This is a genomic window from Bradyrhizobium sp. SZCCHNS3052, from assembly GCF_032484495.1.
GTDB lineage: Bacteria > Pseudomonadota > Alphaproteobacteria > Rhizobiales > Xanthobacteraceae > Bradyrhizobium.
Map to the genome: position 1 here is coordinate 83,596 of NZ_JAUETB010000019.1, position 26,704 is coordinate 110,299.

Sequence of the window (26,704 nt, forward strand, 5' to 3'; positions counted from 1 at the left end):
CCCCACTATCGCGACCGAGTAGACCGCCGCCCCCTCCCATTCTGTATGCCAGAATCCGGGAGACTCGCGAATATGCCCTCTTGCGCGAGGGCTCCGGATGGTCAAAGTGGCGCGTTCGTGCGGTGCACCCAAGGCGCCCGCGAGGAGTATCCGATGATTGGCCTGGTACTGGTGACCCATGGGCGCCTCGCCGACGAGTTCAGGGCGGCGCTGGAACACGTCATGGGTCCTCAAAAACAAATCGAAGCGGTCACGATTGGCGCCGACGATGATTCCGATCTCTGTCGCAGCGACATCATCGAAGCCGTGAACCGCGTCGACACCGGCGACGGTGTCGCCATTCTCACCGACATGTTCGGCGGCACGCCGTCGAACCTCGCCATCTCCTGCATGAGCCGGCCCAAGGTCGAGGTGCTCGCGGGCATCAACCTGCCCATGCTGGTGAAGCTCGCCAAGGTGCGCGAGGAGCGCTCGCTGCCCGACGCCATCGCCATGGCGCAGGAGGCGGGACGCAAATACGTCACCATCGCCAGCCGGGTGCTCGCCGGCAAATGAGCGACGAGGATGCTCAGCAGGACAACGTCGCCGGCCCGGCTGTCCCTGCCGGAGCCATCTCGCGAGAGCTGCTGATCACCAACAAGCGCGGCCTGCATGCGCGGGCCTCGGCGAAATTCGTGCAGATGGTCGAGAAGTTCCAGGCCGAGGTCTGGGTGACGCGCGGCGGCGAGACCGTCGGCGGCCGCTCGATCATGGGCCTGATGATGCTGGCGGCGGCGCCGGGAACCAAGATCCTGGTCTCCGCCACCGGGCCCGAGGCGGAGGCCGCGCTGCAGGCGATCACCGACCTGGTGAACGACAAGTTCCACGAAGAAGGCGTGTAAGGGCCTCCCGAAACGCGTTTCGCCATGCCGCAATGGGGCATTCTACCCGATTTGCGCCTATCCTCGCATAGCGACGCGGTAAGGATGGCATGTCCAGTAGCACTATTCGGCTGAGCGAGGCAGACCTGCGAGCCGTGGCTGAATACGCGGCCCTCTCTGCACATCCGGCGCTGGCGATCTTCGAACGCGACCGACCGGATGATCTTCGTGCACGAGCCGCAATACAGGCCGCCCGAAGCTTTGCGAGCGGCGGGAGTCGGAGCAAATCCCTACGAGATAGCGCGTGGGCGGCGCAGCGGGCGGCAATCGAAGCCCGCGATGAAGGGTTGCGCGCGGCCTATGAGGCCGCTCGCGCTGCCCTCGCCGCGGCGGGCGCGGGCTTCCTTCATCCCCTCGCGAACCCTTCCCAGGTCAAGCACATCCTCGGAGCTGCCGGCCACGCGGCGCGAGCTTTCGAAATCTCGGCCGGAGACGTTCCCGCCGTCGGCGCTGACTACCTCGCGCGATCACGGCTCCTTGCTTCTCGAGAGGTCGTGGACGTCCTCAGGCGTTATCCTGGTCCGCCGCCCGGAGGAGGCCGGGTCGGAGAGCTGATCCGCCAGCTCGATTCCCTGCTCCGGTGATCGGGAGGCCTCGCGCGCAGGAGCGCTTGGCCGGGACGACCGCGGAGCTATCCCCCCGATGCCTGAATATACACCTTCCAAACGATTGCAGGGCCCGCCTGGCCGTGGAAGAAGCGCTGCGTGGTCATGACCAGCGGCTCGGCTTTCGGGGCCTCCTTGGCCATCCAGGCCTCGCAGGCCGCGATCCGGTTGTCGGTGGTGTCGCAGATGCCGATGAACCCCTCGCGCTTGAGGTCCTCCAGCGCGCTCAGGCCGGAACTCCAGGTCTCCTCGGGCGTGGTGGGCACCGTGAACGGCCTTGGGTGGTCCGGGCTGTAGAAGGTCATCGGCGTGTTCATCTCGGCAAAGCCGGCCACCAGCGGCCAGGGCGAGCCGAATCGGGCATGCCAGGCCTTGGTCAGCTCCCGCGCCAGCTCCGAACGGGCGCCATAGCCGGTGGCGCCGTTCGGATTGGCGGCCATCTCGCGCCGGGCAATCCAGGGCGAGGCGATCAGCGTGAGCAGCGACAGCACGAGCCAGACGGCGGCGAGCCGCGGCAGCATGACCGATCGCAGCCGCAGCGCGGGAATTGCGACCAGTGCCAGCGGCACCAGGAAGAACAGCGAGATGCCCCAATCGGTCTTCATGTAGATCGTGAAGGCGAGGCCGCCGAGCGGCGGCCCGACGGCAACGATCGCCTGCACCAGCCAAACATTGATCGCCTGGCTTACATTCACGCCGGGATTGGGACCGCCGCGCCAGTTGCGGAAGGCGAATCGCGGCGGCCAGGCCATCACCAGCGCCGCCAGCGCCACCGGCAAAGCCAGCAGCGCAAGATTGTGGCCGACATAGCCGAGCACGAGCTCGGCGGCGCGGCCGCGGTCCGACAGCGTATAGACATCCCCGGCATAGGTGATGGCGACGAAATCGACCCGCCACAGCCACACCAGATGCGGGATCATCGCCACCAGCATGGTGACGATCGCGACCCACGGCGCGGGCGACGCCAGGAAGCGCAACCGTTCCGGGTGCAGCAGCGCCGCAAGGCCGATGGCGCCGATCATGGTCAGCACCCAGTATTTGGTCATCAGCGCCGCCGCGCCGGCGAGGCCGAGCCACAGGCCGGAGGCGGCGCTGCGCTTTTCGAACGCGTTGAGATAGGCCAGCACCAGCAGCGGCAGGGTCAGCAGCTGGACCAGGTCGGCGTTGTACTTGAAGCCCTTGAAATTGAAGATCGGGTACAGCGCAACCATCACCACGACGAAGAAGGCGCGGCGGCGGTCGACCACCTTGAGGCTCGCGAGCCAGACGATGACGAGGCCGCTGCCGTTCACGGCCATCGCCAGCGCATAGGTCGCCCAGTCCTTGACCGGAAACACCGCGAACCACAGCCCCGCGATCCAGCCCGACAGCGGCGGATGCTTGCCGTAGCCAAGCAGGAAGCGGCTGCCCCAGGCATAGGCCTCGGCGACGTCCATATGGACGTCCTGCGCCGCCTTCAGATTGGTCAGGATCGCCGTCCACAGCACGGCATGGACGATCGCGAAGGTGACGACGACCCAGATCGACGTTGCCGGCGCCGTGGCGCGCGCCACCAGCCAGGCGGAGATTCGCCGCGGTCCGAGACGGCCGCGCATGCGCGCCGCGAGAGGCGGAAGAGAGGTACTCGACATCCGCCCTCGGTAGCCTGTTTTGGCGGCGCGGGGAATCAGCTTGCCGTGAAGAAAGCCCCTGGAAATTCAGCAATATGGTTGCTGGTGAGGGGCTTGGGGTGCTATCTGCGCGACCCATGACGACCGCCCCCATTCCCAACATCCGCAACTTCTCCATCGTCGCCCATATCGACCATGGAAAGTCCACTTTGGCCGACCGCCTGATCCAGATGACGGGCGGGCTGTCGGACCGCGAGATGGCGGGCAAGGAGCAGGTGCTCGATTCGATGGACATCGAGCGCGAGCGCGGCATCACCATCAAGGCGCAGACCGTGCGCCTGCGTTACCATGCCAAGGACGGCAAGGATTACATCTTCAACCTGATGGACACGCCCGGCCACGTCGACTTCGCCTACGAAGTCTCGCGGTCGCTGGCGGCCTGCGAGGGCTCGCTGCTGGTGGTCGACGCCAGCCAGGGCGTCGAGGCGCAGACGCTCGCCAACGTCTATCAGGCGCTCGACAACAATCACGAGATCGTCCCGGTCCTCAACAAGATCGACCTGCCGGCGGCCGAGCCCGAGAAGATCAAGCAGCAGATCGAGGACGTGATCGGTATCGACGCCTCCGACGCGGTGATGATCTCCGCCAAGACCGGCCTTGGCATTCCCGACGTGCTGGAGGCGATCGTCACCCGCCTGCCGCCGCCCAAGGGCGACCGCGAGGCGACCCTGAAGGCGCTGCTGGTCGACAGCTGGTACGACGTCTATCTCGGCGTCGTCGTGCTGGTGCGCATCGTCGACGGCGTGATGAGGAAGGGCCAGCGCGTCCGGATGATGGGCACCGGGGCCGCCTATGACGTCGAGCGCGTCGGCTTCTTCACGCCGAAGATGACGCAGGTCGACGAGCTCGGGCCCGGCGAGATCGGCTTCATCACCGCCGCGATCAAGGAGGTGGCCGACACCCGCGTCGGCGACACCATCACCGACGACCGCAAGCCCGTCTCGGAGATGCTGCCGGGCTTCAAGCCGGCCATCCCGGTCGTGTTCTGCGGCCTGTTCCCGGTCGATGCCGATGATTTCGAAACATTGCGCGCCGCAATGGGCAAGCTCCGGCTCAACGACGCCAGCTTCTCGTTCGAGATGGAGACGTCCGCCGCGCTCGGCTTCGGCTTCCGCTGCGGCTTCCTCGGCCTCTTGCATCTGGAGATCATCCAGGAGCGTCTCTCCCGCGAGTTCGATCTCAACCTGATCGCGACCGCGCCGAGCGTCATCTACAAGATGAAGCTGACCGACGGCGAGGAGATCGAGATCCACAACCCGGTCGACATGCCCGACGTGGTCAAGATCGCCGAGATCCAGGAGCCCTGGATCGAGGCGACGATCCTGACGCCGGACGAATATCTCGGCAGCGTGCTCAAGCTCTGCCAGGACCGCCGCGGCAATCAGAAGGAGCTGACTTACGTCGGCAGCCGCGCGATGGTCAAATACGACCTGCCGCTCAACGAGGTGGTGTTCGACTTCTACGACCGGCTGAAATCGGTCTCCAAGGGCTACGCCTCGTTCGACTATCATTTGACCGACTACAAGCCGGCCGATCTCGTCAAGATGCAGATCCTCGTCAACAACGAGCCGGTCGATGCGCTGTCGATGCTGGTGCACCGGACCCGCGCCGAAGGCCGGGGACGCGCCATGGTCGAGAAGATGAAGGACCTGATTCCGCCGCACATGTTCCAGATCCCGATCCAGGCGGCGATCGGCGGCAAGGTGATCGCGCGCGAGACCGTGCGCGCGCTGCGCAAGGACGTCACCGCGAAGTGCTACGGCGGCGACATCACCCGCAAGCGCAAGCTTCTGGAGAAGCAGAAGGAAGGCAAGAAGAAGATGCGGCAGTTCGGCAAGGTCGACATCCCGCAGGAAGCCTTCATCGCCGCCCTCAAGGTGGATAGCTGAGGCGCGGGCCCGCCCCCCTCTCTGGTTTCATCAGCACGATAGGCTGAAGAAAATCCGGATTCCAAAGCGGAACCAGCGCTCCCGTGCAACTACGGTATCTGTTCCTTAATGGTATCCTGAGACCCTTGCTGCAAAGCAAGGAATGCCCCGAATGTCCCGCCTCCGGTCGATCTCCGCCCGCCTGATCATCGCGCTCTCGCTGACCGTCGCCATCGCCTGTGCCGTGCTCGGCACCTTCTCCGTCATCCAGCAGCGCGCTCTGACCCGACTGGCGCTGGAGCAGCAACTCAAGCTGCAGTTCGACAGCGTGTCGGCCGGCATCGACTATGAAGGCCGCGCCGCGCTGGCGGTCAGCTCCACCCTGGCGGCGCTGCCCCCGATCGCCGACGCCTACCTCAAGGGCGACCGCGACGCGCTTGGCGCCCTGCTCGGCGGCGCCATGACGTCGCTGAAGGCGCAGGGCATTCCGCTGGTGAACGTATGGGCGCCGCCGGCCACCAATTTCTATCGCGTGCATGAGCCCAAGGTGTTCGGCGACGACACCTCGAAGCGCCGCATCACCGTGGTGCAGGCCAACCAGACCGGCCGCCTGATCGCCGGCGTCGAGCAGAGCCGGCTGTCGCTCGGCATCTTCGGCATGACCCCGATCGTGCGCGACGGCAAGGTGATCGCGACCGTCGACGTCGGCGCCGCCTTCGGCAAGGAATTCGTCGAGCGCGCCAAGCAGCGCTTCGGCATCGATCTCGCCGTCTACTGGATCAACGACGGCCAGCCGAAGCGGCTGTCCTCGACGTTCGGCGACGAGACCGTCGCCACCCCGGACGAGGTGCTCGCGGTGTTCAAGGGCACGGCGCTGCTGCGCGATGCCACCCTGGCCGGCAAGCCCGCCGCGGTCTATGCTGGCCAGATCAGGAACTACGCCGGCGACCCGATCGCCGTGCTGGAGCTGATCAAGGACACCACCGCCTATGAGGCCGCCGCCGCCAGCGCGCAGCAGCAGCTGATCATCGGCACGGTCGTAATCCTGCTGCTCGCCGTCATCGTCGCGCTGTTCGTCGCTCGCGGCATCTCGCGCCCGCTGGTCGCCATCACCGCCGTCATGCACCGGCTGTCGAGCGGCGACACCGAGGTCGCGATCCCCGGCGGCCAGCGCAAGGACGAGCTCGGCACGATGGCGCAGGCGGTCGACGTGTTCCGCCGCAACATGATCGAGACGGCCAGCCTGCGCGAGGCGCAGGAGGCGACGCAACACCGCGCCGAGCAGGAGAAGCAGGCGCTGCAGCGGCAGATGGCCGACCGGTTCGAGGCCGACGTCAAGGGCGTGGTGTCCTCGGTTGCCAAGGCCACGGCGGACATGGAGCGCGTCGTCCACGAGATCACGGTCAGCGTCAACGGCACCTCGCAGCGCGCAGCGGCCGCCGCTGCCGCGTCCGAGGAAGCCTCGAGCGGCGTGTCGACCGTCGCTGCGGCCTCCGAGGAGCTCGCCTCCTCGGTGACCGAGATCGGTCGCCAGGTCGCGCATTCCAGCAAGGTGGCCGATGCCGCGGTCGTCAAGGCGCGCCAGACCACCGAGATGGTCGGCAGCCTCGCCGCAGCCGCCGAGAGGATCGGCGACGTGTTGCGCCTGATCGACGCGATCGCGAGCCAGACCAACCTGCTGGCGCTCAACGCGACCATCGAGGCGGCGCGTGCCGGCGAGGCGGGCCGCGGCTTCGCGGTCGTGGCAGCCGAGGTCAAGGAGCTGGCCGGACAGACCGCCAAGGCGACGGAGGAGATCGCCGGCCAGGTCACCTCGATCCAGGCCGCGACGTCCGACTGCGTGACCGCCATCGGCGGCATCAGCACAACGATCCAGGAGATCAGTGGCATTGCCGCGACCATCGCCGCCGCCGTCGAGCAGCAAGACTCGGCGACGCGCGAGATCGCGCGCAGCGTCCAGCAGGCGGCGTCCGGGACCAACGAGGTATCGCAGAACGTCGTCGGCGCCAGTGACGCCGCCGAGCAGTCACGCGAGCTCGCCGACCACGTCATGGTCGCCACGCGCGACCTCGGCAAGCGTGCGAACGACCTGTTCAAGAGCGTCGACACCTTCCTCGCCGGCCTGCGCAAGGCGGCGTAGCGAGCGACTTTCGCCATCCCGCCCTCTTGGCTCGCAGCCTTCCAAGGCGGCGAGCTCCAAAATCGGTGTCGTCCCCGCGTTCGCGGGGACGACGCTGGTGATGAGGTAACAGCCGGGCCTCCGCTTCAATCGCCGGTCGCGAGTGCAAAGCCCTCGTCGAGCCAGCCGGTGATGCCGCCGATCATCATCTTCACGGGCCGTCCCAGCCGCGCAAGCCGGATCGCGGCGCGGTTAGCGCCGTTGCAGTGCGGGCCGGCGCAGTAGACCACGAACAGCCTGTCCTTCGCGTACTCGGCCATCCGCTCCGCGGTCATAATCCGGTGCGGGATGTTGATGGCGCCGGTGATGTGCCCCTTGGCAAACGAGGCCGGGCCCCTGACATCCACCAGGATGAAGTCCGGAGCTGCTGCATGCAGACTCTCGTGCACGTCCCAGCAATCGGTCTCGAATGAGAGCATCGCCTCGAAATGGGCGAGCGCCTGGGCTGACGGGGCTGCGGGCACCTCGGTGACATGGGTCGTCATCGTCTCTCTCCTGCGACGTTGCGTGAGCTCCTCCAATCTCGCGCGCTACCCGGGGCGACCCAAGTGACGGATCGGACAAAGTTCGGTAAGTTTCCGCCAATGCCCCGCGCCGCAACCCATGCTCCACACCCGAATCCGGGATTGGTCGCCGTCATCACCTATGACGGGCTGTGCACGTTCGAGTTCGGCATCGCGGTCGAAGTCTTCGGGCTGCCGCGGCCGGAGTTCGACTTCCCTTGGTACCGGTTCACGGTGGTCTCTGCCGAAGCGCGGCGTGCCCGCGCGACCGGCGGCATCGTGGTCGAGGCCGGCGCGCCCCTGTCACGCCTGAAGCAAGCCAGCACGATCATCGTTCCAGGATGGCGCGATCGCACCGAGCGGCCGCCCGAGCGCCTGCTGCGCGCCATCGCGCAGGCGGCCGCGCGCGGCGCGCGGTGCTTGTCGATCTGCTCCGGCGTGTTCGTTCTGGCCGCCGCTGGCCTGCTCGACGGCAGGCGCGCCACCACGCATTGGCGGCACATTCCCGACCTGAAGCGGCTCTATCCGAATATTCGCGTCGAAGAGGACACGCTCTATGTCGACGAGGGCAATGTCATCACCTCGGCCGGCAGCGCTGCGGGCATCGACGCCTGCCTGCATCTGGTCCGGCGCGATTTCGGCAGCAAGGTTGCGAACAGCGTTGCCCGGCGGCTGGTGATGCCGCCGCACCGGGACGGCGGGCAGGCGCAATACGTCGTCGCACCGGTCCAGGCCCGCCCGGGACGGACGATCGGCGCCGTCATGGATTGGGCACGGGGGCGACTGGAGCAGCCGATTGCGGTCAGCGCGATGGCAAAACGCGCCGGGATGAGCGAGCGGACCTTGCTGCGGTCGTTCCAGGACAGCACGGGCGCGAGCCCTGCGGCCTGGCTGCAGCAGGAGCGCATGACGCGGGCGCGGGAGCTGCTGGAGAATGCGACGCTCTCCCTGGCGGACATCTCGGCGCAGTGCGGCTACCGGTCGCTCGAAACGTTTCGCGTCGCTTTCCGGCGCATCGTCGGAACGTCGCCCGCGGCCTATCGGCGGCGCTTCGAGGCGCGTCCAACATCGGCCAACGTCGCTCGCTCAAGCCACCAGCGCGTTGCCGGGTGAGGTACCGTCCATGGCATCCCGCTGCGCCTGCAAGAGCCGGACGATGTCGACATTGGGCCGGGGCCGGCTGAACAGATAGCCCTGCCCTTCATGGCAGCCCTCGGCGCGCAGACAGCGCAGCTCCGCCTCCGTCTCGACGCCTTCGGCCGTGATGATGACGCCGAGCCCCTTGCCCAGGCTGACGATCGAGCGGACGATCGCCTGCGCCTCGCGATTGGCCGCGAGACCGCGGATGAAGGACTGATCGACCTTGATCTTGTCGAACGGAAAGCTGCGCAGATAGCTCAGGCTGGAATAGCCAGTGCCGAAATCGTCCATCGAGATGCGCACGCCCAGCGCGCGCAGCGCATGCAGGGTGGCCAGCACCTGGCCGCTCTTCTCCAGCACCAGCGTCTCGGTGATCTCGAGCTCGAGCCGGCTCGGCGGCAGGCCCGACTGCTTCAGCACGTCCATCACCAGCGACAGCACGTTGCCGACGCGGAACTGCAGCGGCGACATGTTCACGGCGACACGGACGTCGTCCGGCCATTTCGCGGCGTCGTTGCAGGCGTGCCGCAACATCGCGCGGCCGAGCGCCGAGATCAGGCCGGTCTCCTCGGCGACCGGGATGAACTCCGACGGCGGGATCATGCCGCGCTCTGGATGCGGCCAGCGCGCCAGCGCCTCGAAACCGGTGATGCGTCCGGTCGAGAGGTCGATCAGCGGCTGATAATGCGGCTGCAGCACGTCGCGCTGGATGGCCTCGCGCAGCTCGGATTCGATCTTGCGCCGGCTCTGCGCCCGCGCATCCATGCCGGATTCGAAATAGCTGAAGGAGCCGCGCGTCTCGTTCTTCGCGCGCGACAGCGCCATGTCGGCATTCTTGAGCAGCTTCTCGGCGTCGTCGCCATCGTTCGGCGCCATGGCGATTCCAATCGTGGCACCGATCGTCACCGAACTGCCGTCGATGAGATAGGGATCGGCGATCGCCTCCAGCAGCCGGCGGCAGAGCTGGGCCGCATCCTCCGGCCGCGCCTGCCCGCCCTGCACCACCGCGAACTCGTCGGAGTTCAGTCGCGCGACGATGTCCTCCTGACGCAGGACCGAGCGCAGCCGCTTGCCGACCCCGCGCAACAGCCGGTCGCCGACCGCGTGGCCGAGGGTATCGTTGATCGACTTGAAATTATCGAGGCCGAGCACCAGCACGGCGATCTTCTCGGAGCCGCGCCGCATCTGGGTGAGCTTGTCATCGATCTTCTGGCGCAGCAGGTTGCGGCTCGGCAGGCCGGTCAGTGCGTCGTGCTGGGCCAGGAAGGCGAGCCGCGCCTCGGCGCGCTTGCGTTCGGTGATGTCCATCAGCGCCAGCAGCACCGCGGGCTGGGCGTTGTGGACGAGATGGCGCGAATAGATCGCGAGATCGATCAGGGCGCCATCGGCGCGGACATGCTTCCAGGTGCGCGCCGCCTGCTCCTCGCTGGACTGCTCGCCTGCCCAGGGCGGCTCGCTATCATAGGCCTGCAGGCTGCGGATGCTGAGCCGCTCGAAGGCGTCCCGGCTGTAGCCGTAATGCTGGGCCGCCGCTTCGTTGACGCCGAGCACGCGCCCGTCATCCGTCGCGCAGACGATCATCGGCACCGGATTGCCGTCGAACAGCAGGCGGAACGACTCCTCGCGCTGCTTCAATTCGGTGATGTCGACGCGCAGGCCAACGATGCCGCCATCGCCGGTCAGACGCTCCTCGATCAGGATGGTACGGCCGTCCGACAGCTTCTGCTCATGGCGACCGCTCGGATGAAACAGCTTTTCGAGCCGCTCGGCGATCCACTCCTCCTCGCGGCCCGCGGCTTCCGGATAGTCGCCGCGGGCAACGCCGATCCGGATCGTATCCTGCAGCCGGGCGCCGGATTCGAACAGGTCCGAGCTGCGGTTGTAGATTTCGGCGTATTTCTTGTTCCAGAGAATGTAGCGGCCGTCGGCGTCGAGGAACACGATCCCCTCGGGAAGAATGTCGATCGCTTCGATGAGCCGATCATGCGCCTTCTTCGCCTCAGCCATCGCCACTTCGGCGCACTTGCCGCCGATCTCATCGACGGGGGCGAGCTTGCGCAAATTGTGCCAACGCAATCTCGGGCTTGGCTTGACCGGGTGAACTGCATCGCGGGCGCTTGGCACGCGATTGCGCTTTTTTGCCGTGGGTGGCCGAACGGGCCGCATCGCGTGCCTCACTCTCCTTCTCGAACGGCAGTTTTCGGCCACGTTTCTGAAAAAATGGTATCTTGATGCAGGGCGCGACAGCCACTGGTTACGGGAACAGGTGGATGCACTCGCGCATTTGGAGAGTTGAGACTTGCGCGGAGGATCAACCAAGGGCTGCTGTACAACCAGCGATAAGTGACGTCGGTTGCCACGGGCCAGAAAAGACCCGCATACCGTGCAATGGCCCTGCGCTTATTGTTCATTTACCGAACGAACTCACGCAATTGAGCCGTGTTCAGCCGGTTCCGCCAATCCGGCAGCAGGGTTAGAGCCAGGTTAAAACGGCCCGAATGACCCGCTGTTGACGTAGAATTGGGCAACTCGGCCGGTCGGCAGACGCTACACTGGCGCCATGCATGTCCGCCTGATTCTGGTCGCCATCATCAGTTCGGCCGTCATTGCCGTGGCGGCCCCGGCCCATGCCCAGGACAAGGGCAGCGTCGAGCCAAAGGCCCTGCCGCCATTGGCGCATCCGGACGATCCGAATACGCCGGCCAAGGAGCTGTTCGCCCGGAGGATCCTGCCGTCGGCGCAACCGACCAGGGTGATCGGCACCTATAATCGCGGCTGCATCGCCGGAGCCGAGCGAATGCCGGTCAACGGCGAGGGCTGGCAGGTGATGCGGCTGTCGCGCAACCGCAATTTCGGCCATCCCAACCTGATCGCGCTGCTGAAGCGGCTGGCGACCCGCGCGCACAAGGATGCCGGCTGGCCCGGCATCCTGGTCGGCGACATCGGCCAGCCGCGCGGCGGACCAGCGCTGTCCGGCCATGCCAGCCATCAAATCGGGCTCGACGCCGACATCTGGCTGACGCCGATGCCTGACCACAGGCTGTCGCGCAACGAGCGCGAGGAGATGTCGGCGGTCATGATGGTTCGGCCTGATCGCCTCGATGTCGATCCGCGGGTGTTCACGAAGGGCCACGTCGCCGTGATCCGCGCCGCGGCCCAGGAGCCGTCGGTGCAGCGCATCTTCGTCAACGCCGCGATCAAGAAGGCGCTGTGCCGGGACGCGAGGGGGGACCGTAGCTGGCTCACCAAGGTGCGGCCGTGGTGGGGCCACGACTATCACTTCCACATCCGCATGGTGTGCCCGCCGGGCAATCCGGACTGCCACGGCCAGACCAACCAGGAGGGCGGCGATGGCTGCGGCGACCTCGACTATTGGTTCTCGGATGCGGTGCTGCATCCGCTGCCGCCGAAAGAGCCCCCTAAGCCGCCGCAACCGCTGACGATGGCGCAACTGCCGCCTGGCTGCCGAGCGGTGCTGCATGCGCCGGACGCCAAGAATTGATTCGGCCGACGCTGCCGTGATTGGGAGTCGCAGCGGCGGGACGATTGCCATAGGATGATATTGCTCGCGCCGTCAGCGCGGCGATCGAAGGGGATGACGGTCCCTCCACCTCCTGTTATCGCGGTATCAAGATGCCGCGCGCCGCTGCGCGGCGTAACAGTCGCGAGTCCGTCATGATCCTGATCCGTCCCGCCACGACCGCCTTCCTCGTTACGGTGGCCGCGAACTCGGCTGCGGTTGCCGCCGAACCGAGCGGCTGCGACAAGTTCAAATGGGACATCGCGCGCGAGCACGCCGCGCTGACCGCAGCCGACCGCGAGAAGCTCGTATCTGGCGCCGAGATGGCCGTTATTCCCGCGACCGGGATTGTGCTGGAGCTGCGTCCGACGGCTGACGCCAAGCTGGCGATGCCGCCGGAGCGCGCGCCCAGGGACGGCAGCTTCGCCGGCCTCACGCGGATCGCCGGAGCGCCCAAGGCCGGCGTCTACACCATCAGCCTGTCGGCCGCGGCCTGGATCGACGTGGTGCAGGACGGCAAGATCCTCAAGCCGGCCGGCTTCAGCGGCGCCACCGATTGCGACGGCATTCGCAAGACCATGAAGTACGAGCTGGGATCAAAGCCTTTCGTGCTGCAGGTCAGCGGCGCGCCGGAGAATGCGATCTCGATCGCCGTCCTGCCGGCGGCAGAATGACGCTCACACCCCTGCGACCGACGACCAGACACTGGCCAGCTTGCGCTTCATCCGCTCCTTGCGCGTCAGCACCGGCACATCCTCCTCGTCCTCCGGCAGACGCAGTCCGACCACGTTGACGCGGCCGCCGGAGATCGAGCGGGCGACCAGCACGATGGTGTCGAGCGCCACGGTCGCGCCTTCCTTCGGCGCGTTGTCGAGATGGATGTCGAAATAGTCGGCGAGCGTCAGCTTGTCCTCGCCCTCGCCGAGCTTGACGCCGTAGATGCCGGCGACCTCGTCGAGCGTATGCTCGGCCGAGACCATGAAGTCGCCGAGCAGATGCGGGTCGGGCGCGGCCGACGGCGGCATGTCGACGAAGAAGCGGTCGAGCGACTCGGCCTTTTCCGGCGGCGCCAGCAGATAGAGATAGTCCCCCGGCGCGATCGGCTCGGCCTCGGGCGGCGACAGAATCTGCTCGTTACGGATCACCAGGGTCGGCTTCGACCAGGACGGGATCAGGCCGCGGCGGAAGTACAGGCTCTTGGAGCGGATCGAATAGCCGACCAGCTGCTGCTCGAGCTGGCCGGGCAGATCGAGCTCGATGCGGCGCGGGCCCCGATCCGTGCGCGGCAGCGCCACGTGCAGCTTGCGCGCGGCCACGCCGAGCGTCCAGCCCTGCGCCAGCAGCGAGATGATCACGACCACGAACGCGACGTCGAAATAGAGATAGGCGCTGGACAGGCCGACCAGCAGCGGGATCGAGGCGAGGAAGATCGCGACCGCGCCGCGCAGGCCGGTCCAGGCGATGAACGCCTTCTCCCGCCAGTTGAAGCGGAACGGATAGAGGCAGACAAACACCGCAACGGGTCGCGCCACCAGCATCAGCATCAGCGCAACAGCAATCGCCGGCAGGAGGCTGTCGAGCAGCCGCTGCGGCGACACCAGCAGCCCGAGCAGCACGAACATCACGATCTGGGCGAGCCACGTCGCGGCGTCGAGGAAGGTGACGACAGAGTTGTGCGCGCGGGTCGGCCGGTTGCCGACGATGAGGCCGGCGAGATAGACCGCGAGGAAGCCGGAGCCGTGGGCGATCTGCGCCATGCCGAAGATCACCAGCGCGGCCGTGGTCACGAACGGCGCGTGGAGGCCCTGCGGCAGCGCGACCTTGTTGAGGCCGATGACGACGAGGCGGCCGCCGACGATGCCGAACAGCGTGCCGAGCACCGCCTCGCGGATCAGCTCGAACACGAAATGTCCGAACGACCCGTGACCGACCGAGATCAGCTCGACCAGCATCAGGGTGAGGAACACCGCGAACGGATCATTGCTGCCGGACTCCGCCTCCAGCGTGGCACCGACACGCGGGCGCAGCCGCAGGCCCTGGGCGTGGACCAGCAGGAACACGGCCGCCGCATCCGTCGAGGCGATGACGGCGCCGACCAGCATCGCCTCGGTCCAGCCGAGGTCGAGGGCATATTTCGCCACGGGCGCGGTGATGAAGGCGGTCATCAGCACGCCGACGGTCGCAAGCACCATCGAGGGCGCCAGCACGGTGCGGATGCTCTGGAAGCGCGTACGCAGACCGCCGTCGAACAGGATCAGCGCCAGCGCGACGGAGCCCACCAGATAGGTGGTACGGACGTCCTGAAATTCGATATGACCAGGGCCGGAATCGCCCGCCAGCATGCCGATCACCAGGAACACCAGCAGCAGCGGTGCGCCGAAGCGCAACGCCAGCAGGCTCGACAGGATGCCGGCCATCACGAGGACCGCACCGAGGAGGATCGCAATGCTGACGGCGTCGAGGGATGACATGAAAAAACGTTGATGGATCCGAGTTTTACATCCTTATCGTCGCCACACTTGCACGCCAACCGGATTTGCTCTTATCGCGGCGATATGCCCATTTTTCCATCCTTGCCCGCGTTCGGGGTATATTTCGCGGCAATCGCCTGTGACGAAAACGAACTAAATTCCGCTGATCCGGCCAACCCGCGCCACTGTTCCCCTCCGAGACCCCGCTGATGGACCTCGACCTGAAAGACGTTCTCGACTTCCTGCAGACCGTTGGCCGCTCGATCGGCGCCGAGGTCACCTCGCCGTGGTTCTATCTTCAACTCGGACTGGTGCTGAGCGGCGCCGGCATCGCCTTTGCGGCGAGCGCCGCCGTGCGTGCGCGCATCGACCTGACTTCGCTGGCGATGGGCTGGCCTGGCCCGCTGCGGCAGCTGCTACGGGTGCTGCTGGAGAGCGTCACCACGGTCGTGTTCGTGATCCTGATGCGGATCGCCCGCACCGGCATGTTGCTGTGGACCTGGCCGAGCCGCAGCTACCTGCTCGCCGTCGCGCTCAAGCTGGCGCTCGCCTGGCTCGTGATCCGGCTGATCACCTCGGTGATCCGCAGCACCTTCATCGTGCAGATCGTGTCGATCTCGGCCTGGCTGGTGGCCGCGCTCAGCATCATCGGCCAGCTCGACAACGTCGTCGACGCGCTCGATTCCATCTCTGTCGTGCTCGGCGGCCTCAGGCTGACGCCGCTGCTGGTGATCAAGCTCGGCGTGCTGCTGCTCGCGGTGCTGTGGCTGACCAACATCGCCAGCAATTTCGTCGAGAGCCGCATCACGCGCTCGACGGACCTGACGCCGTCGATCCAGGTGCTCCTGATCAAGATGGTCCGCATGGGCCTGATGATCCTCGGCGTCGCGATTGCGATCAGCGCCGTCGGCATCAACCTGTCGGCGCTCGCGATCTTCTCCGGCGCCGCCGGTGTCGGTATCGGCCTCGGCCTGCAGCGCATCGTCGCCAATTTCGTCGCGGGCATCATCCTGCTGGCCGACAAATCGGTGAAGCCGGGCGATCTCGTCACCATCGGCGACAGCTCGGGACGCATCAGCGCGATGAACACGCGCTATATCTCGGTCGCCGCCGGCGACGGCCGCGAGTTCCTGATCCCGAACGAGGACCTCGTCACCCAGAAGGTGACCAACTGGACCTACACCGACAAGAACACGCTGGTGAAGGTCAATTTCGGCACCAACTACGACGCCGATCCCCGGGTCGTCTGCAAGCTCGCCACCGAGATCGCGGCCGAGACGCCGCGCACCTTGAAATCGAAGGCGCCGAACTGCCTGCTGACCGAGTTCACCGAGGCCGGCATGAAGTTCTCGCTGACCACATGGATCGCCGACCCCAGCTACATGGACAGCGTCAAGAGCGAGGTGATGCTGGCGCTGTGGGAGGCCTTCAAGCGCGAGGGCATCAGGGTGCCGTATCCGGTGCGAGAGCTTCGCGTTCGCGGAGGTGCGCTGCCGGTGGAGACCACGCTGGAGGTGCCGACCGGCTAGGCGGCAGATCCGGCCGTGCACACCCGGCTTGCACCGGCCGGCACGATCATTAAATTAGGCGATCACCCCGCGACACCCCTGAGAACGAAACAGGCCCATGAACTATATCGAAGCGACCGACACCGCTGCGCGCAAGAACGGCCAGATCAAGCTGCACGGCCCGAGCGGCTTTGCCGGCATGCGCAAGGCCGGCGCGCTGGTGTCGAAGTGCCTCGATGCGCTCACCGACATCGTCAAGCCGGGCGTGCCGACCTCGCGGATCGACGATTTCGTCCGGGACTTCGCCTTCAGCCACGGCGCCTATCCGGCGACGCTGATGTATCGCGGCTATCGCTACTCGACCTGCACGTCGATCAACCACGTGGTCTGCCACGGCATGCCGAACGACCGGCCGCTGAAGGAAGGCGACATCATCAATGTCGACGTCACCTTCATCGTCGACGGCTGGTACGGCGATTCCAGCCGCATGTATGCGATCGGCCCGATCGCGCGCAAGGCCGAGCGGCTGATCGAGGTCACCTACGAATCGATGATGCGCGGCATCGCCGCGGTGAAGCCCGGCGCCACCACCGGCGACATCGGCCATGCGATCCAGAGCTTCGTCGAGCCGCAGGGCATGAGCGTGGTGCGCGACTTCTGCGGCCATGGTCTCGGCCGGCTGTTCCATGACGAGCCGAACATCATCCATGTCGGCCGTCCCGGCGAGGGCGTGCTGCTCAAGCCCGGCATGTTCTTCACCATCGAGCCGATGATCAATCTCGGCAAGCCGCATGTGAAGATCCTGTCCGACGGCTGGACTGCGGTGACGCGGGACCGCTCGCTGTCGGCGCAGTTCGAGCATTCGGTCGGCGTCACCGCCGACGGCGTCGAGATCTTCACGCTCTCGGAGCGCCATGGCGAGAAGCCGCTGACGCAGGTGTGAGCGGGCTCCTGGCCGAATGGCCGCCGGGCGTCCGATTGTTGCCATGCCCGGCTGATCGACTGCCGCTTCCGTCGCATGCGACTGCGGGAGGCTGCTCTGACCAACGCAACACGCCGTGGCGTTCTCGGCCTGCTCTCGGCGGGCGCAGCGCTGCTGACGCCGCCGGCGCGCGCAGCGTCGGAGACAGCTCCCGCATCGGCGAATGCCGACGACGCCTGCATCCTGACGCCGCAGTCGGAATCCGGTCCCTATTATCTCGATCCCAAGCTGGTGCGCGCCGAGATCGCCGAGGACCGGCCGGGCGTGCCGCTCAGGCTGCGCCTTCGCGTCATCGAGGCCGGCTCCTGCGCGCCACTCCCCGGCGCGCGCGTCGACATCTGGCACTGCGATGCCCGCGGCATCTATTCGGGCTATCCCGGCCAGAGCGACACTCACAAGCTCGACCAGAGCGGAAAGACGTTCCTGCGCGGCACGCAGATGGCCGACGCCGCCGGCTGGGCCGGCTTCAGGACCATCTATCCCGGCTGGTATGCCGGCCGCGCCACCCACATCCACTTCAGGGTGTTTGTCGACGAGGCCACGGTGCTGACCGGACAAACCTTCTTTCCCGAGGCGCTGAACGAGTTCATCTACACCAACGTGCCCGACTACACGGGACGGCCGAAGCAACGGCTCGTCATCAATGCCAACGACCGCGTCGCGACCGAGGCCGATCCCGAACACCGCGCGCATTGCGCGGTGAAGGAGGAGCGCGATCACTATCTGGCGACCCTCACGTTGGCCGTAAGCCGTAACCCGGCCGCCGCCGTCGAGATGCCCACTGGCAAGTTGCCGCCCGCACCCTGGATCAAGGACCGGCTGGCGGCGCTGGTGCCCGGGCTCAAGCGCAGCCCGTTCTGATCATTTCGGCTCGGTGAACTGATAGGCCAGCGCCGCGAGCGGCAGCGCCGTGCCGAGCGCGGCGGCGGCCGTCCAGCCGCCATGCGCATATGCCCAGGCACCGAGGCCGGAACCCGCCGCCCCGGCGACGAAGAAGGTGGTCATATAGAGCCCGTTCAGCCGGCTGCGCTGGCCGGCGCCGAGCACGAACAGCACGCGATAGCCGAGGATGAGGCTGAGCTGCGCGCCGCAATCGATGGCGATGGCGGCGATCACCAGCGTGGCCAGCGACCCGTTCGTTCCGAGTGGAACCGAAAGCGTCAACGCGAAGCCGATCGCGCACATCAGCATCGATGCGACCGTCGCCGGTCGCGTCCAGCCGCGATCGGCGATGCGGCCGGCGACCGGCGCCATGATCGCCCCGGCGACGCCGGCCAGCGCGAAGAGGGCGATGCCGGTCTGCGACATCCGGAAATCGGACCCGGCCAGCAGCAGCGGGGACGTGGTCCAGAACACGCTGAAGCCGCCGAACAGCGCGGCCTGGTAGAGCGCGCGGCGGCGCAGCGCCGGCGTGTCGCGATAGAGCTCGACCATCGAGCCGAGCAGCTGGCCGTAGCTCAGCCGCGCCTGCGGCTCACGCGGCGGCAGGGCGAGGCGCAACACCCCGGCCAGGATCACCATGGCGAGCGCCGAGGCCGCATAGATCACGTGCCAGGAGGCATGCGCCGCGACGAAGCTCGCGAGCGGCCGTGCCAGCATGATGCCGAGCATCAGGCCGGTGGTGACGTTGCCGACGGCGCGGCCGCGGATCGCCTCCGGCGCCATGTGCCCGGCATAGGGGATCAGGATCTGCACCGCGACCGAGCCGAAGCCGATCAGCAGCGCCGAGAGCAGGAATGTCGACGGGCTCGTCGCCAGGGCCGCACAACCGAGCGCGGCCGCGCCGACGATGATGGTCATGATGACGAGCTTGCGGTTCTCGATGAGATCGCCGAGCGGCACCACGAACAAGAGACCTGCGCCGTATCCGATCTGGCTCATCGTCACCAGCAGTCCCGCGAGCTGCGGCCGCAGCCCAAGCTCGGCGCTGATCGGCCCAATCAGCGGCTGCGCGTAATAGATGTTGGCGACGATCAGCCCGCAGGAAAAGGCCAATAACAGCGTGATCCAGGCCGACAGCGAGTCGCCGGAATCGGACGTGATGGTGGTCAACGCGGATCTCTCTCGGACTGAACAGGCAGGCCATAGGGCCTTATGAGAACGGAGGCTGTCGAGCTGTGATTTTGCATCGCAGCATTCAAGCCCGACATAGGTGCTGAGGTCCCCGCACCAATTCACGTCTGCGTGGGCGCGGCACCGGGCAAGCCGTGATCAAAAGCGAGCGTGCCCGACGAGCCCTGCGGACGTCGAGCCGGCGCCGGCTACTGCGCGCCGCGCGCCTCCGCCTCCGTCTCCGTCTCGGCGGTCCGCCGGCCGCCGATCAGTCGCGGCAGCAGCATCGGCACCCGCCGGCGGTAGCGCTGGTAGGTGTCGCCGAACTGGGCGATCAGATCGCGCTCCTCGAGCTGCAGCCCGACCAGGATGTAGGCCGTGCTGAGGGCGGCGAACAGCAGGTGGCCGACCGACATCTCCGGCGTGGCCCAGAAGGCGAGCAGGAAGCCCAGCATCAGCGGGTGGCGCACCAGCCGATACAGCAGCGGCGTTCTGAAAGGCTGCGCCGTCCCGGCGCTGCCGCGGAGGGCGAGCACGGCCTGGCGGAGGCCGAACAGATCGAAATGATCGATCATGTAGGTCGAGGAGAGCGCGATCAGCCAGCCGAGCCAATGCACGCCGGTCAGCACGCCCGCTGCGACACCCTCGACGTGCCAGACCGGATTCGGGATCGGACGCCATTGCCAGAACAGCAGCAGCAGGATCAGGCTGGACAGCAGCACATAGGTGCTGCGCTCGGCCGCCGCCGGAATGATGCGCGTCAACGCGCGCTTGAACGCCGGCCGCGCCATCACGCTGTGCTGGATCGCGAACAGCGCCAGCAGCAGCGCGTCGACGACGACGGCCTCGGTCACGGCGCTGGACACGCCCACATCGATCGACTTGGCCGTGAGATAGTTGTAATTGCCGACGAAACCGACCGCCCACACGAACGACCCAAGAAAGACGGCATAGCTCGCGACGGCGTAGAGCATGATGAGGAGACGCCCGGACATGAAGGTTTCCTTGTTGCTGCGAGGACGGCGTGGCCGTGATCGAGACGCCAGATCCTGGGATCGGTCGCGTCTCGCGCGAGCCTGAGCCCTTACCAATCGACCGTCCCCCGAGCGTCCCCCGAACGCAGCCACCCAGGTCGCACCCCCGATGGTTCAGTTCCGCGTCCGGACATTAGGCTTTCCCGAGCTGCATCGCGACGGCCAGCCGTGCCCGCTGGCGCTGCGCAAGGGCCTCGCTCTGCTGGTCTATCTGGCGGAGGCCAAAGGCCCTGTCGCGCGGGACGTCCTGGCGACGATGCTCTGGCCGGAGTGTTCCGAGGAGGTCGCGCGGGCGCGGCTGCGCCGCCTGCTGCACCGGCTCCAGCTCACACTCGGCGACGGCTGCCTCACCATCGATCGCGCGACGATTCGGTGGGCGGAAGCGGTCGAGCTGGAGGTCGAATCCCGGCTGTTCGAGGCGGCGTGCGACCGCGGCGAATTCGAGCTGGCCTGCCGCCTCTATTCCAGTGACTTCCTGGACGGCTTCGCGCCCGGCGACTGTCCGCAGTTCGAGGAATGGGCGTTCTTCCGGCGTGAAGCCTTGCGCGGCCGGGCGGTCCAGGCGCTGGAGCGCGTGGTGCGGGATCGCAGCGCGGCCGGCGACCATGCCGCGGCGGCGGTCCACGCCGGACGCCTCGTCGCGTTCGACCCGCTCAGCGAGGTCTATGGCCGCGCCCTGATCCGCAGCCTGATGCTGGCCGGCGACCGCGCCGCCGCCCAGCGCCATCTCGACGCCCTGACGCAGCGCCTGCGCGACGAGCTCGGCGTCGCCCCCGAAACCGACACGCTGGCGCTGCTGGCGCAGGGCGTTGCGGCGCAAGGCGACAGCGCACCGCCGACGCGCTATGTCCTGGGCGACGGCGTTCATCTCGCCTATCAGACCTACGGCACAGGTCCGCAGGACATTCTGCTGCTGCCCGGCTTCGTCTCGCATGTCGAGCGGATCTGGGAGGAGCCGCACTGCCGGGCCTTGCTGTCCGCGCTCGCCAGAATCGGCCGCCTGATCCTGTTCGATCGCCGCGGCATCGGGCTCTCCGACCGGGTCGGTTTCAGCCCCAGCGTGGAGGCGACGGCGCGCGACATCGCGACCGTGCTCGACGCCGCCGGCAGCCGGCGCACGGTGCTGCTCGGCGCCTCCGAGGGCGGACCGGCCTGCATCACCTTCGCGGCCGACCATCCCGAACGAGTCGCCGGGCTGATCCTGTTCGCCTCGCTCGCCAAGGGCAGCGCCGCGCCCGGCTATCCGCATGCGCTGCAGGCCAGCCAGTACGGCATCTGGCTGCGGCAGCTGGTGGCCGAATGGGGCGGCCCCGCCGGCATCGAGACATTCGCTCCGAGTCTGGCTGGCGATCCCCAGGCGCGCGCCTGGTGGGCCGGACTGCTTCGCGCGGCGTCCAGCCCCGGCGCCATCAAGGGCCTGCTCGAAACCTTCAGGGATACGGACGTCCGCCACCTGCTCGCCCGGGTCGCTGCACCGACCCTGGTGCTGCACCGTCGCCGCGATCACGCCGTGCTCGTCGGGGCCGGGCGGCATCTCGCCAGCCATATCCGCCACGCGCGCTTCGTCGAGCTCGACGGCGCCGACCATTGGATGTTCGCCGGCGACCAGAGGCCGGCCCTCGCCAGCATCGACGCCTTCATCGGCAGTCTGCAGCCATAAGCAGGATCGCCCGACGGACGAGAAGGACGTCGTCCGGTGCTGCTCACGCTCGTGATCCTGTTCGGTCTCGGGCGGCTGCTGTTCTGGCTCGGCTATGCCAGCGGCGGCGCGGGCCGCGCCTTCGGCTTTGCGCTCACCTTCTACCCCACCGCGTTTTCTCTCATCGTCGGCCTCGCCATCGTGCTGACCGGACGCGCGGCCTAGCAAGGCGCGCCCTGCGGGGCGCGAGCACTTCGAGGTTGCAAAAATGCGGCGTCACGGCATGCTGACGCCGATGCCCGAGAAAGCCCCTCCTCCCAACGATACGCCGCCGGACACGCCGCACTATCACGGCCACCGTCAGCGGCTGCGCGAGCGCTTTCACAGCGTCGGTCCCGACGCGCTCAACGACTACGAGCTGCTGGAGATGGTGCTGTTCGCCGCGCTGCCGCGGCGCGACGTCAAGCCGCTGGCGAAGGCGCTGCTCAAGACGTTCGGATCGTTCGCCGAGGTGATCCACGCGCCGGAGCCGCGGCTGCGCGAGATCGACGGCGTCGGCGACGCCTCGATCACCCAGCTCAAGCTGATCGCCGCCGCCGCGCACCGCATCGCCAAGGGCGAGGTGCGGCAGAAGCACGCGCTGGCGTCATGGCAGGACGTCATCACCTATTGCCGCACCAGCATGGCGTTCGCCGACAAGGAGCAGTTCAGGCTGTTATTTCTGGACAAGCGCAACCAGCTGATCGCCGACGAGGTGCAGCAGACCGGCACCGTCGATCACACGCCGGTCTATCCGCGCGAGGTGATCAAGCGCGCGCTCGAATTGTCGGCCACTGCGATCATCCTGGTGCACAACCACCCCACTACTCACTTTCAATCACGTTGAATCACACATAAGCTCATTGAATCACGGCAGTTTTTGTGCTTGCGCACAGGGGGCGGCTCTGGGAAAGTGGGGGCGGTTGAGGTGCTAGCAAAGGGCTTTCAGCTCCCGGGCACCGATCCCAGTTTCTCCTGTTCCGATCCCAGTTGCGAATATGAGCGGTCGCTATGCCGAGCCTTACCGACGCCGCGATTCGACAGGCACTGAAGCGAGTAGAGCTGAGCCGGAAGCAGGAAAACCTCGCTGACGGTGAAGGGCGGGGCACCGGACGGCTGGTGCTTGTTCTAAAACCAATGCCAAAGCGGGTTACTGCAGACTGGATGGCGCAGCAGTGGCGCGACGGGAAGCGAACCAAGAAAAAACTCGGCGCCTATCCCTCGATGTCGCTTGCGCAGGCACGGGAAATCTTCAAGCGCGACTTTGCGGACGTGATCCAGAAGGGCAGGAGCATTAAGCTTGCGACTGATGCTCGGCCTGGGACTGTGGCCGACCTATTCGAAGGCTACGTCGCCTCGCTCAAGGCCGCAGGAAAGCCTTCCTGGAAAGAGACGCAGAAGGGACTCAACAAGCTCGCCGATACGATCGGGCCAGGCCGCCTCGCTCGCGAGATCGAACCCGAAGAACTCGTCGAATTGATCCGCCCGATCTATGAGCGCGGAGCCCGCTCAATGGCGGATCACGTCCGCTGCTACATTCATGCAGCCTATAGCTGGGGGATGAAATCCGACAACGATTACCGCAACACATCCCCTCGCCGGTTTCGTATCCCCTACAACCCCGCGTCGAGCATTCCGACCGAACCAAAGGTCCAGGGCACGCGCTGGCTCAATGAAGTCGAGTTCGTGCAACTCTATCGCTGGCTGGAATGCCCCGATTCGCCGGTTCACCCCTCCTACCCACGCGCCGTTCAACTCATAATGCTCACAGGCCAGCGCGTTGAGGAGATTGCCCGACTGCATGTCGATCAGTGGGATGCAGTTGAAAAAATCATCGATTGGTCCAAAACCAAGAATCTGCAACCGCATGCCGTCCCGGTGCCATCGATCGCCGCCCAACTGATCGAGACGATTGAGCCGAATAGCTACGGCTGGTTCTTTCCCTCCGCGAAGGACCCATCAAAGCCCGTGAGCCACGGCACGCTCTACAGTTTCGTTTGGCGCCAAAGGGACCGCGGCGTTATCCCCTATGCGACGAACCGGGATCTCCGGCGGACCTTCAAGACGCTAGCAGGCAAGGCTGGCGTGTCCAAAGAGATCAGAGATCGCCTGCAAAATCATGCGCTGCAGGATGTCAGCTCCAAGAACTACGACCGCTGGCACTACATGCCTGAGAAGCGCGCCGGGATGGCGAAGTGGGACAAGTTCGTACGTGCAATGCTTGCAAAAAAACGTCTCCAGGCGGCCGCATGACCACGCAGGGCGCTCAGTTAACCTTCCGACGTCACTCGGCAGGTTAGGAGCTATTGATTTGTTTTGCCGCTGTAGAGGTCAAGCGAACGCCGGGCTGACCGCCGTTCATGAACTCGATCCCGGCGGCTTCCAGAGCACGCCGGATCGCCGTGGCGGTCACTCCATGTGCACGTAAAGGTCCACGTTGGCTCTCCAAACGTTTGATGGTGGGAAGAGAGACGCCTGAAGCTTCGGCCAGATGTCGCTGTTCCCATCGTACGAGGGCCCGAGCTGCCCGAACGAGTTCACTGGTCAGCTCGACCAATTCGATACCTTTCCCATCATTTGATGCCCCAGGTATTGACATCACCCCCGGACCGTAGTACCTCAGCGCTCATCTTAGGACCAAGGTCCACAAGCCGTTGAAAACCGGCCTGCGGATAGCTTGGGTACGACCAATCGCTCCGCCGCCTCGGAACAAACGAGGGCGGCCGCGAGAATCGTCGTCGCCCCAAATGTCGCTTGAGCAGCCATACTTCACGGGTGGCGCAACGCGCAAGCATGCGGAAGAAACAGATGACTGAAATCCGCGCCGCTGACGAACCACCGACGCACAATACTGAAGATGGTAAGTCCGACTCTCTCAGAGCAACAGCGCCTTACGACTCTGACGCGGCACTCATTGCCCTTGGGCAACAATTCAACGCAATCTCTACAGAATTGCTGGCGCTTGAGCGGCTGCGCGGCAATCAGGAGGCAGCTCAGCACTCAGGGCAAACATTGAACGGCGAGACCGCCTGCGACGAGATTGCGGTAAGGCAGATTGAAATGATTCTTACCCGTCTAGACCCAATCGAACGGGCGATCATGCAGACACCGGCGTGCACCATTGCCGGATTGGGCGTGAAGGCGCGGCATGCGGCTTATGCGACGTCCCAGTACTGGGAGGGTCCCGTTGAACAAATTGATTGGGATGCACGGGCGGTCCGCCTACTAATCGAAGCAGTCTGCAGCGTTGCCCGCACGGCCCTGCCATTTCGAACCTCGAGCGACGAAGAATAAACGCACCCTACGTCAGATTCATGTGCGACGCGCCAGCAGCAGAAGAGGGCCAATTGGGCATTGTTTCAATCATGGCCGCGATCCTCAAGGAGCAGTTGCGAGAACACGGCGTTCTTAAGCTAACCCACCTCGATAGCGAGCTAATGATCCACAGCATGATTCAACGTACAGCTGAACTTGAGGAGATACCAAACACCAGCAGCGGTCACAAGACTGACGAGACAGAACCCAAGGGACCTTAACTGTGATGACTTGGCAAGCAAACTGATCTGAGGCCGGAAAACTGGACCATTTTTGGCTAGAGTCTTGCGCTGCCGAATCCCCTCGGCTGGGAGGATCGGAAGACGATGAAAGCCTCGAAGTTTTCGGACGCCCAGAAGGCGTTCATTCTGAAGCAGGGCAATGACGGCGTGCCGGTCGCCGAGATCTGCCGCAAGGCCGGGATCAGCCAAGCGACCTATTTCAATTGGAAGAAGAAGTATGACGGGCTGCTGCCGACCGAGGTGCGGCGGCTGAATCAACTCGAGGACGAGAACGGCAAGCCGAGGAAGCTGGTCGCTGATCTGTCGCTCGACAAGGAGATGCTGCAGGACGTGATCCGCCGAAAGCTGTGAAGCCTGGTCGGAAGCGCAAGCTCGTCGACGAGGTCTGTGGCGAGTGGCAGGTATCGATCCGCAGGGCCTGCGACGCCCTCGAATTCGACAGGTCGACCTACCACTACAGATCCCGTCGCTCCGACCAGGCCGCCCTCGAACAACGGATCAGGGAGATCTGTCAGGTTCGCGTCCGCTACGGTTATCGCCGCATTCACGTCGTGCTTCGTCGCGAAGGATGGCGCCACGGGCAGAACAAGACGCGGCGGGTCTATCGCGAATTGGGCCTGCAATTACGCAACAAGACGCCGAAGCGCCGGGTCAAGGCCAAGCTGCGGGACGATCGCAGGCCGGCGACGCGATCGAACGAGACCTGGGCGATGGACTTTGTCCACGATCAGTTGGCAACCGGACGCAAGCTTCGGGTGCTCACGATCGTCGACATCTTCTCCCGATTCTCGCCAGCGCTGACACCGCGGTTCACTTTCCGCGGCACCGATGCCGTGGAGATACTGGAACGAGTCTGCAATGAAGTGGGATTCCCGGCGACGATCCGCGTCGATCAGGGCACCGAGTTCGTGTCGCGTGACCTTGCCCCCAAGTTTTATCAAGATCTGAGTTCGTTCGGGCGGTTTGATGTGCCCATCTGGGCGGTCGTAGCGGCGGGAGCTGGCGCGGAGCTCTCGG

At 66.0% G+C, this 26,704-nt stretch carries 22 protein-coding genes and 1 pseudogene; 17 read left to right on the forward strand and 6 right to left on the reverse strand.

What is annotated here, in order from left to right; all coding sequences use genetic code 11:
* Nucleotides 1-153 precede the first annotated feature (153 nt).
* The 3 genes from QX073_RS33255 (at nucleotide 154) to QX073_RS34510 (ending at nucleotide 1,504) form a co-directional block, all read left to right on the forward strand.
* On the forward strand, nucleotides 154-555 hold the full coding sequence (locus QX073_RS33255; RefSeq protein ID WP_006611446.1) for a PTS sugar transporter subunit IIA: 402 nt from the start codon (nucleotides 154-156) through the stop codon (nucleotides 553-555).
* Nucleotides 552-881: an HPr family phosphocarrier protein gene (locus QX073_RS33260; protein WP_315715321.1), complete on the forward strand. Its 330-nt coding sequence runs from the start codon at nucleotides 552-554 to the stop codon at nucleotides 879-881. The genes QX073_RS33255 and QX073_RS33260 overlap by 4 nt, the downstream gene beginning before the upstream one ends.
* An 89-nt stretch (nucleotides 882-970) precedes the next feature.
* Complete coding sequence (locus QX073_RS34510; protein WP_409998353.1) at nucleotides 971-1,504, forward strand: putative immunity protein; 534 nt, start codon at nucleotides 971-973, stop codon at nucleotides 1,502-1,504.
* A 47-nt stretch (nucleotides 1,505-1,551) separates the two neighbouring features.
* Here QX073_RS34510 and QX073_RS33265 read toward each other — a convergent pair whose 3' ends face one another.
* Nucleotides 1,552-3,156 (reverse strand): glycosyltransferase family 39 protein, encoded by a 1,605-nt coding sequence (locus QX073_RS33265; protein ID WP_316227031.1) that lies wholly within the window; start codon nucleotides 3,154-3,156, stop codon nucleotides 1,552-1,554.
* 116 nt (nucleotides 3,157-3,272) lie between these two features.
* Here QX073_RS33265 and lepA point away from each other — a divergent pair, with 116 nt between their 5' ends.
* Both lepA and QX073_RS33275 read left to right on the forward strand, forming a co-directional pair.
* Nucleotides 3,273-5,084, forward strand: coding sequence for a translation elongation factor 4 (lepA, locus tag QX073_RS33270; RefSeq protein ID WP_315825850.1), 1,812 nt, complete (start codon nucleotides 3,273-3,275; stop codon nucleotides 5,082-5,084).
* Nucleotides 5,085-5,235: 151 nt separating this feature from the next.
* Nucleotides 5,236-7,203: a methyl-accepting chemotaxis protein gene (locus tag QX073_RS33275; RefSeq protein ID WP_315752234.1), complete on the forward strand. Its 1,968-nt coding sequence runs from the start codon at nucleotides 5,236-5,238 to the stop codon at nucleotides 7,201-7,203.
* A 125-nt stretch (nucleotides 7,204-7,328) separates the two neighbouring features.
* Here QX073_RS33275 and QX073_RS33280 read toward each other — a convergent pair whose 3' ends face one another.
* Complete coding sequence (locus QX073_RS33280; RefSeq protein WP_316174517.1) at nucleotides 7,329-7,727, reverse strand: rhodanese-like domain-containing protein; 399 nt, start codon at nucleotides 7,725-7,727, stop codon at nucleotides 7,329-7,331.
* Nucleotides 7,728-7,826: 99 nt separating this feature from the next.
* Here QX073_RS33280 and ftrA point away from each other — a divergent pair, with 99 nt between their 5' ends.
* Nucleotides 7,827-8,858 (forward strand): transcriptional regulator FtrA, encoded by a 1,032-nt coding sequence (gene ftrA / locus QX073_RS33285; protein ID WP_316174516.1) that lies wholly within the window; start codon nucleotides 7,827-7,829, stop codon nucleotides 8,856-8,858.
* Here the strand turns inward: ftrA and QX073_RS33290 are convergent.
* Complete coding sequence (locus tag QX073_RS33290; protein ID WP_315752237.1) at nucleotides 8,832-11,051, reverse strand: putative bifunctional diguanylate cyclase/phosphodiesterase; 2,220 nt, start codon at nucleotides 11,049-11,051, stop codon at nucleotides 8,832-8,834. The genes ftrA and QX073_RS33290 overlap by 27 nt on opposite strands.
* Nucleotides 11,052-11,445: 394 nt before the next feature.
* Here QX073_RS33290 and mepA point away from each other — a divergent pair, with 394 nt between their 5' ends.
* Together mepA and QX073_RS33300 are read left to right on the forward strand one after the other, a co-directional pair.
* Nucleotides 11,446-12,387, forward strand: coding sequence for a penicillin-insensitive murein endopeptidase (mepA, locus tag QX073_RS33295; RefSeq protein ID WP_315715314.1), 942 nt, complete (start codon nucleotides 11,446-11,448; stop codon nucleotides 12,385-12,387).
* Nucleotides 12,388-12,560: 173 nt separating this feature from the next.
* Nucleotides 12,561-13,079, forward strand: coding sequence for a hypothetical protein (locus tag QX073_RS33300; protein WP_315715313.1), 519 nt, complete (start codon nucleotides 12,561-12,563; stop codon nucleotides 13,077-13,079).
* Nucleotides 13,080-13,082: 3 nt separating this feature from the next.
* Here the strand turns inward: QX073_RS33300 and QX073_RS33305 are convergent, their stop codons facing one another.
* On the reverse strand, nucleotides 13,083-14,876 hold the full coding sequence (locus tag QX073_RS33305; RefSeq protein WP_315715312.1) for a potassium/proton antiporter: 1,794 nt from the start codon (nucleotides 14,874-14,876) through the stop codon (nucleotides 13,083-13,085).
* A gap of 209 nt (nucleotides 14,877-15,085) precedes the next feature.
* On the opposite strand from QX073_RS33305, the gene QX073_RS33310 reads away from it, so the two are divergent.
* From QX073_RS33310 to QX073_RS33320, 3 genes are all read left to right on the forward strand, one after another.
* The gene (locus QX073_RS33310; protein ID WP_315715311.1) at nucleotides 15,086-16,405 is read left to right on the forward strand and encodes a mechanosensitive ion channel family protein; all 1,320 of its coding nucleotides are present in this window, start codon (nucleotides 15,086-15,088) and stop codon (nucleotides 16,403-16,405) included.
* 97 nt (nucleotides 16,406-16,502) lie between these two features.
* Nucleotides 16,503-17,327: a type I methionyl aminopeptidase gene (map, locus tag QX073_RS33315; protein WP_315715310.1), complete on the forward strand. Its 825-nt coding sequence runs from the start codon at nucleotides 16,503-16,505 to the stop codon at nucleotides 17,325-17,327.
* 96 nt (nucleotides 17,328-17,423) lie between these two features.
* Nucleotides 17,424-18,227: an intradiol ring-cleavage dioxygenase gene (locus QX073_RS33320; protein WP_315752320.1), complete on the forward strand. Its 804-nt coding sequence runs from the start codon at nucleotides 17,424-17,426 to the stop codon at nucleotides 18,225-18,227.
* Here QX073_RS33320 and QX073_RS33325 read toward each other — a convergent pair whose 3' ends face one another.
* Nucleotides 18,228-19,418, reverse strand: coding sequence for an MFS transporter (locus tag QX073_RS33325; RefSeq protein WP_315752240.1), 1,191 nt, complete (start codon nucleotides 19,416-19,418; stop codon nucleotides 18,228-18,230).
* A gap of 209 nt (nucleotides 19,419-19,627) precedes the next feature.
* A complete protein-coding gene (gene mddA, locus QX073_RS33330) occupies nucleotides 19,628-20,413 on the reverse strand; it encodes a methanethiol S-methyltransferase (protein ID WP_315752241.1) in 786 nt (261 codons plus the stop codon).
* Nucleotides 20,414-20,561: 148 nt separating this feature from the next.
* On the opposite strand from mddA, the gene QX073_RS33335 reads away from it, so the two are divergent.
* From QX073_RS33335 to QX073_RS33360, 6 genes and pseudogenes are all read left to right on the forward strand, one after another.
* Nucleotides 20,562-22,112, forward strand: a complete 1,551-nt coding sequence (locus QX073_RS33335) for an alpha/beta fold hydrolase (RefSeq protein WP_316227032.1) — start codon at nucleotides 20,562-20,564, stop codon at nucleotides 22,110-22,112.
* A 36-nt stretch (nucleotides 22,113-22,148) separates the two neighbouring features.
* Nucleotides 22,149-22,316: a hypothetical protein gene (locus QX073_RS33340; protein WP_316227033.1), complete on the forward strand. Its 168-nt coding sequence runs from the start codon at nucleotides 22,149-22,151 to the stop codon at nucleotides 22,314-22,316.
* A gap of 70 nt (nucleotides 22,317-22,386) precedes the next feature.
* Entirely contained in the window at nucleotides 22,387-22,977 is a 591-nt protein-coding gene (locus tag QX073_RS33345; RefSeq protein ID WP_316227037.1) for a RadC family protein, read from the forward strand.
* A gap of 164 nt (nucleotides 22,978-23,141) precedes the next feature.
* On the forward strand, nucleotides 23,142-24,383 hold the full coding sequence (locus QX073_RS33350; RefSeq protein ID WP_316227034.1) for a site-specific integrase: 1,242 nt from the start codon (nucleotides 23,142-23,144) through the stop codon (nucleotides 24,381-24,383).
* A gap of 555 nt (nucleotides 24,384-24,938) precedes the next feature.
* The gene (locus tag QX073_RS33355; protein WP_316227035.1) at nucleotides 24,939-25,424 is read left to right on the forward strand and encodes a hypothetical protein; all 486 of its coding nucleotides are present in this window, start codon (nucleotides 24,939-24,941) and stop codon (nucleotides 25,422-25,424) included.
* 347 nt (nucleotides 25,425-25,771) lie between these two features.
* Nucleotides 25,772-26,610, forward strand: a pseudogene (locus QX073_RS33360) (IS3 family transposase); the annotation flags it as partial.
* Nucleotides 26,611-26,704: the final 94 nt, after the last annotated feature.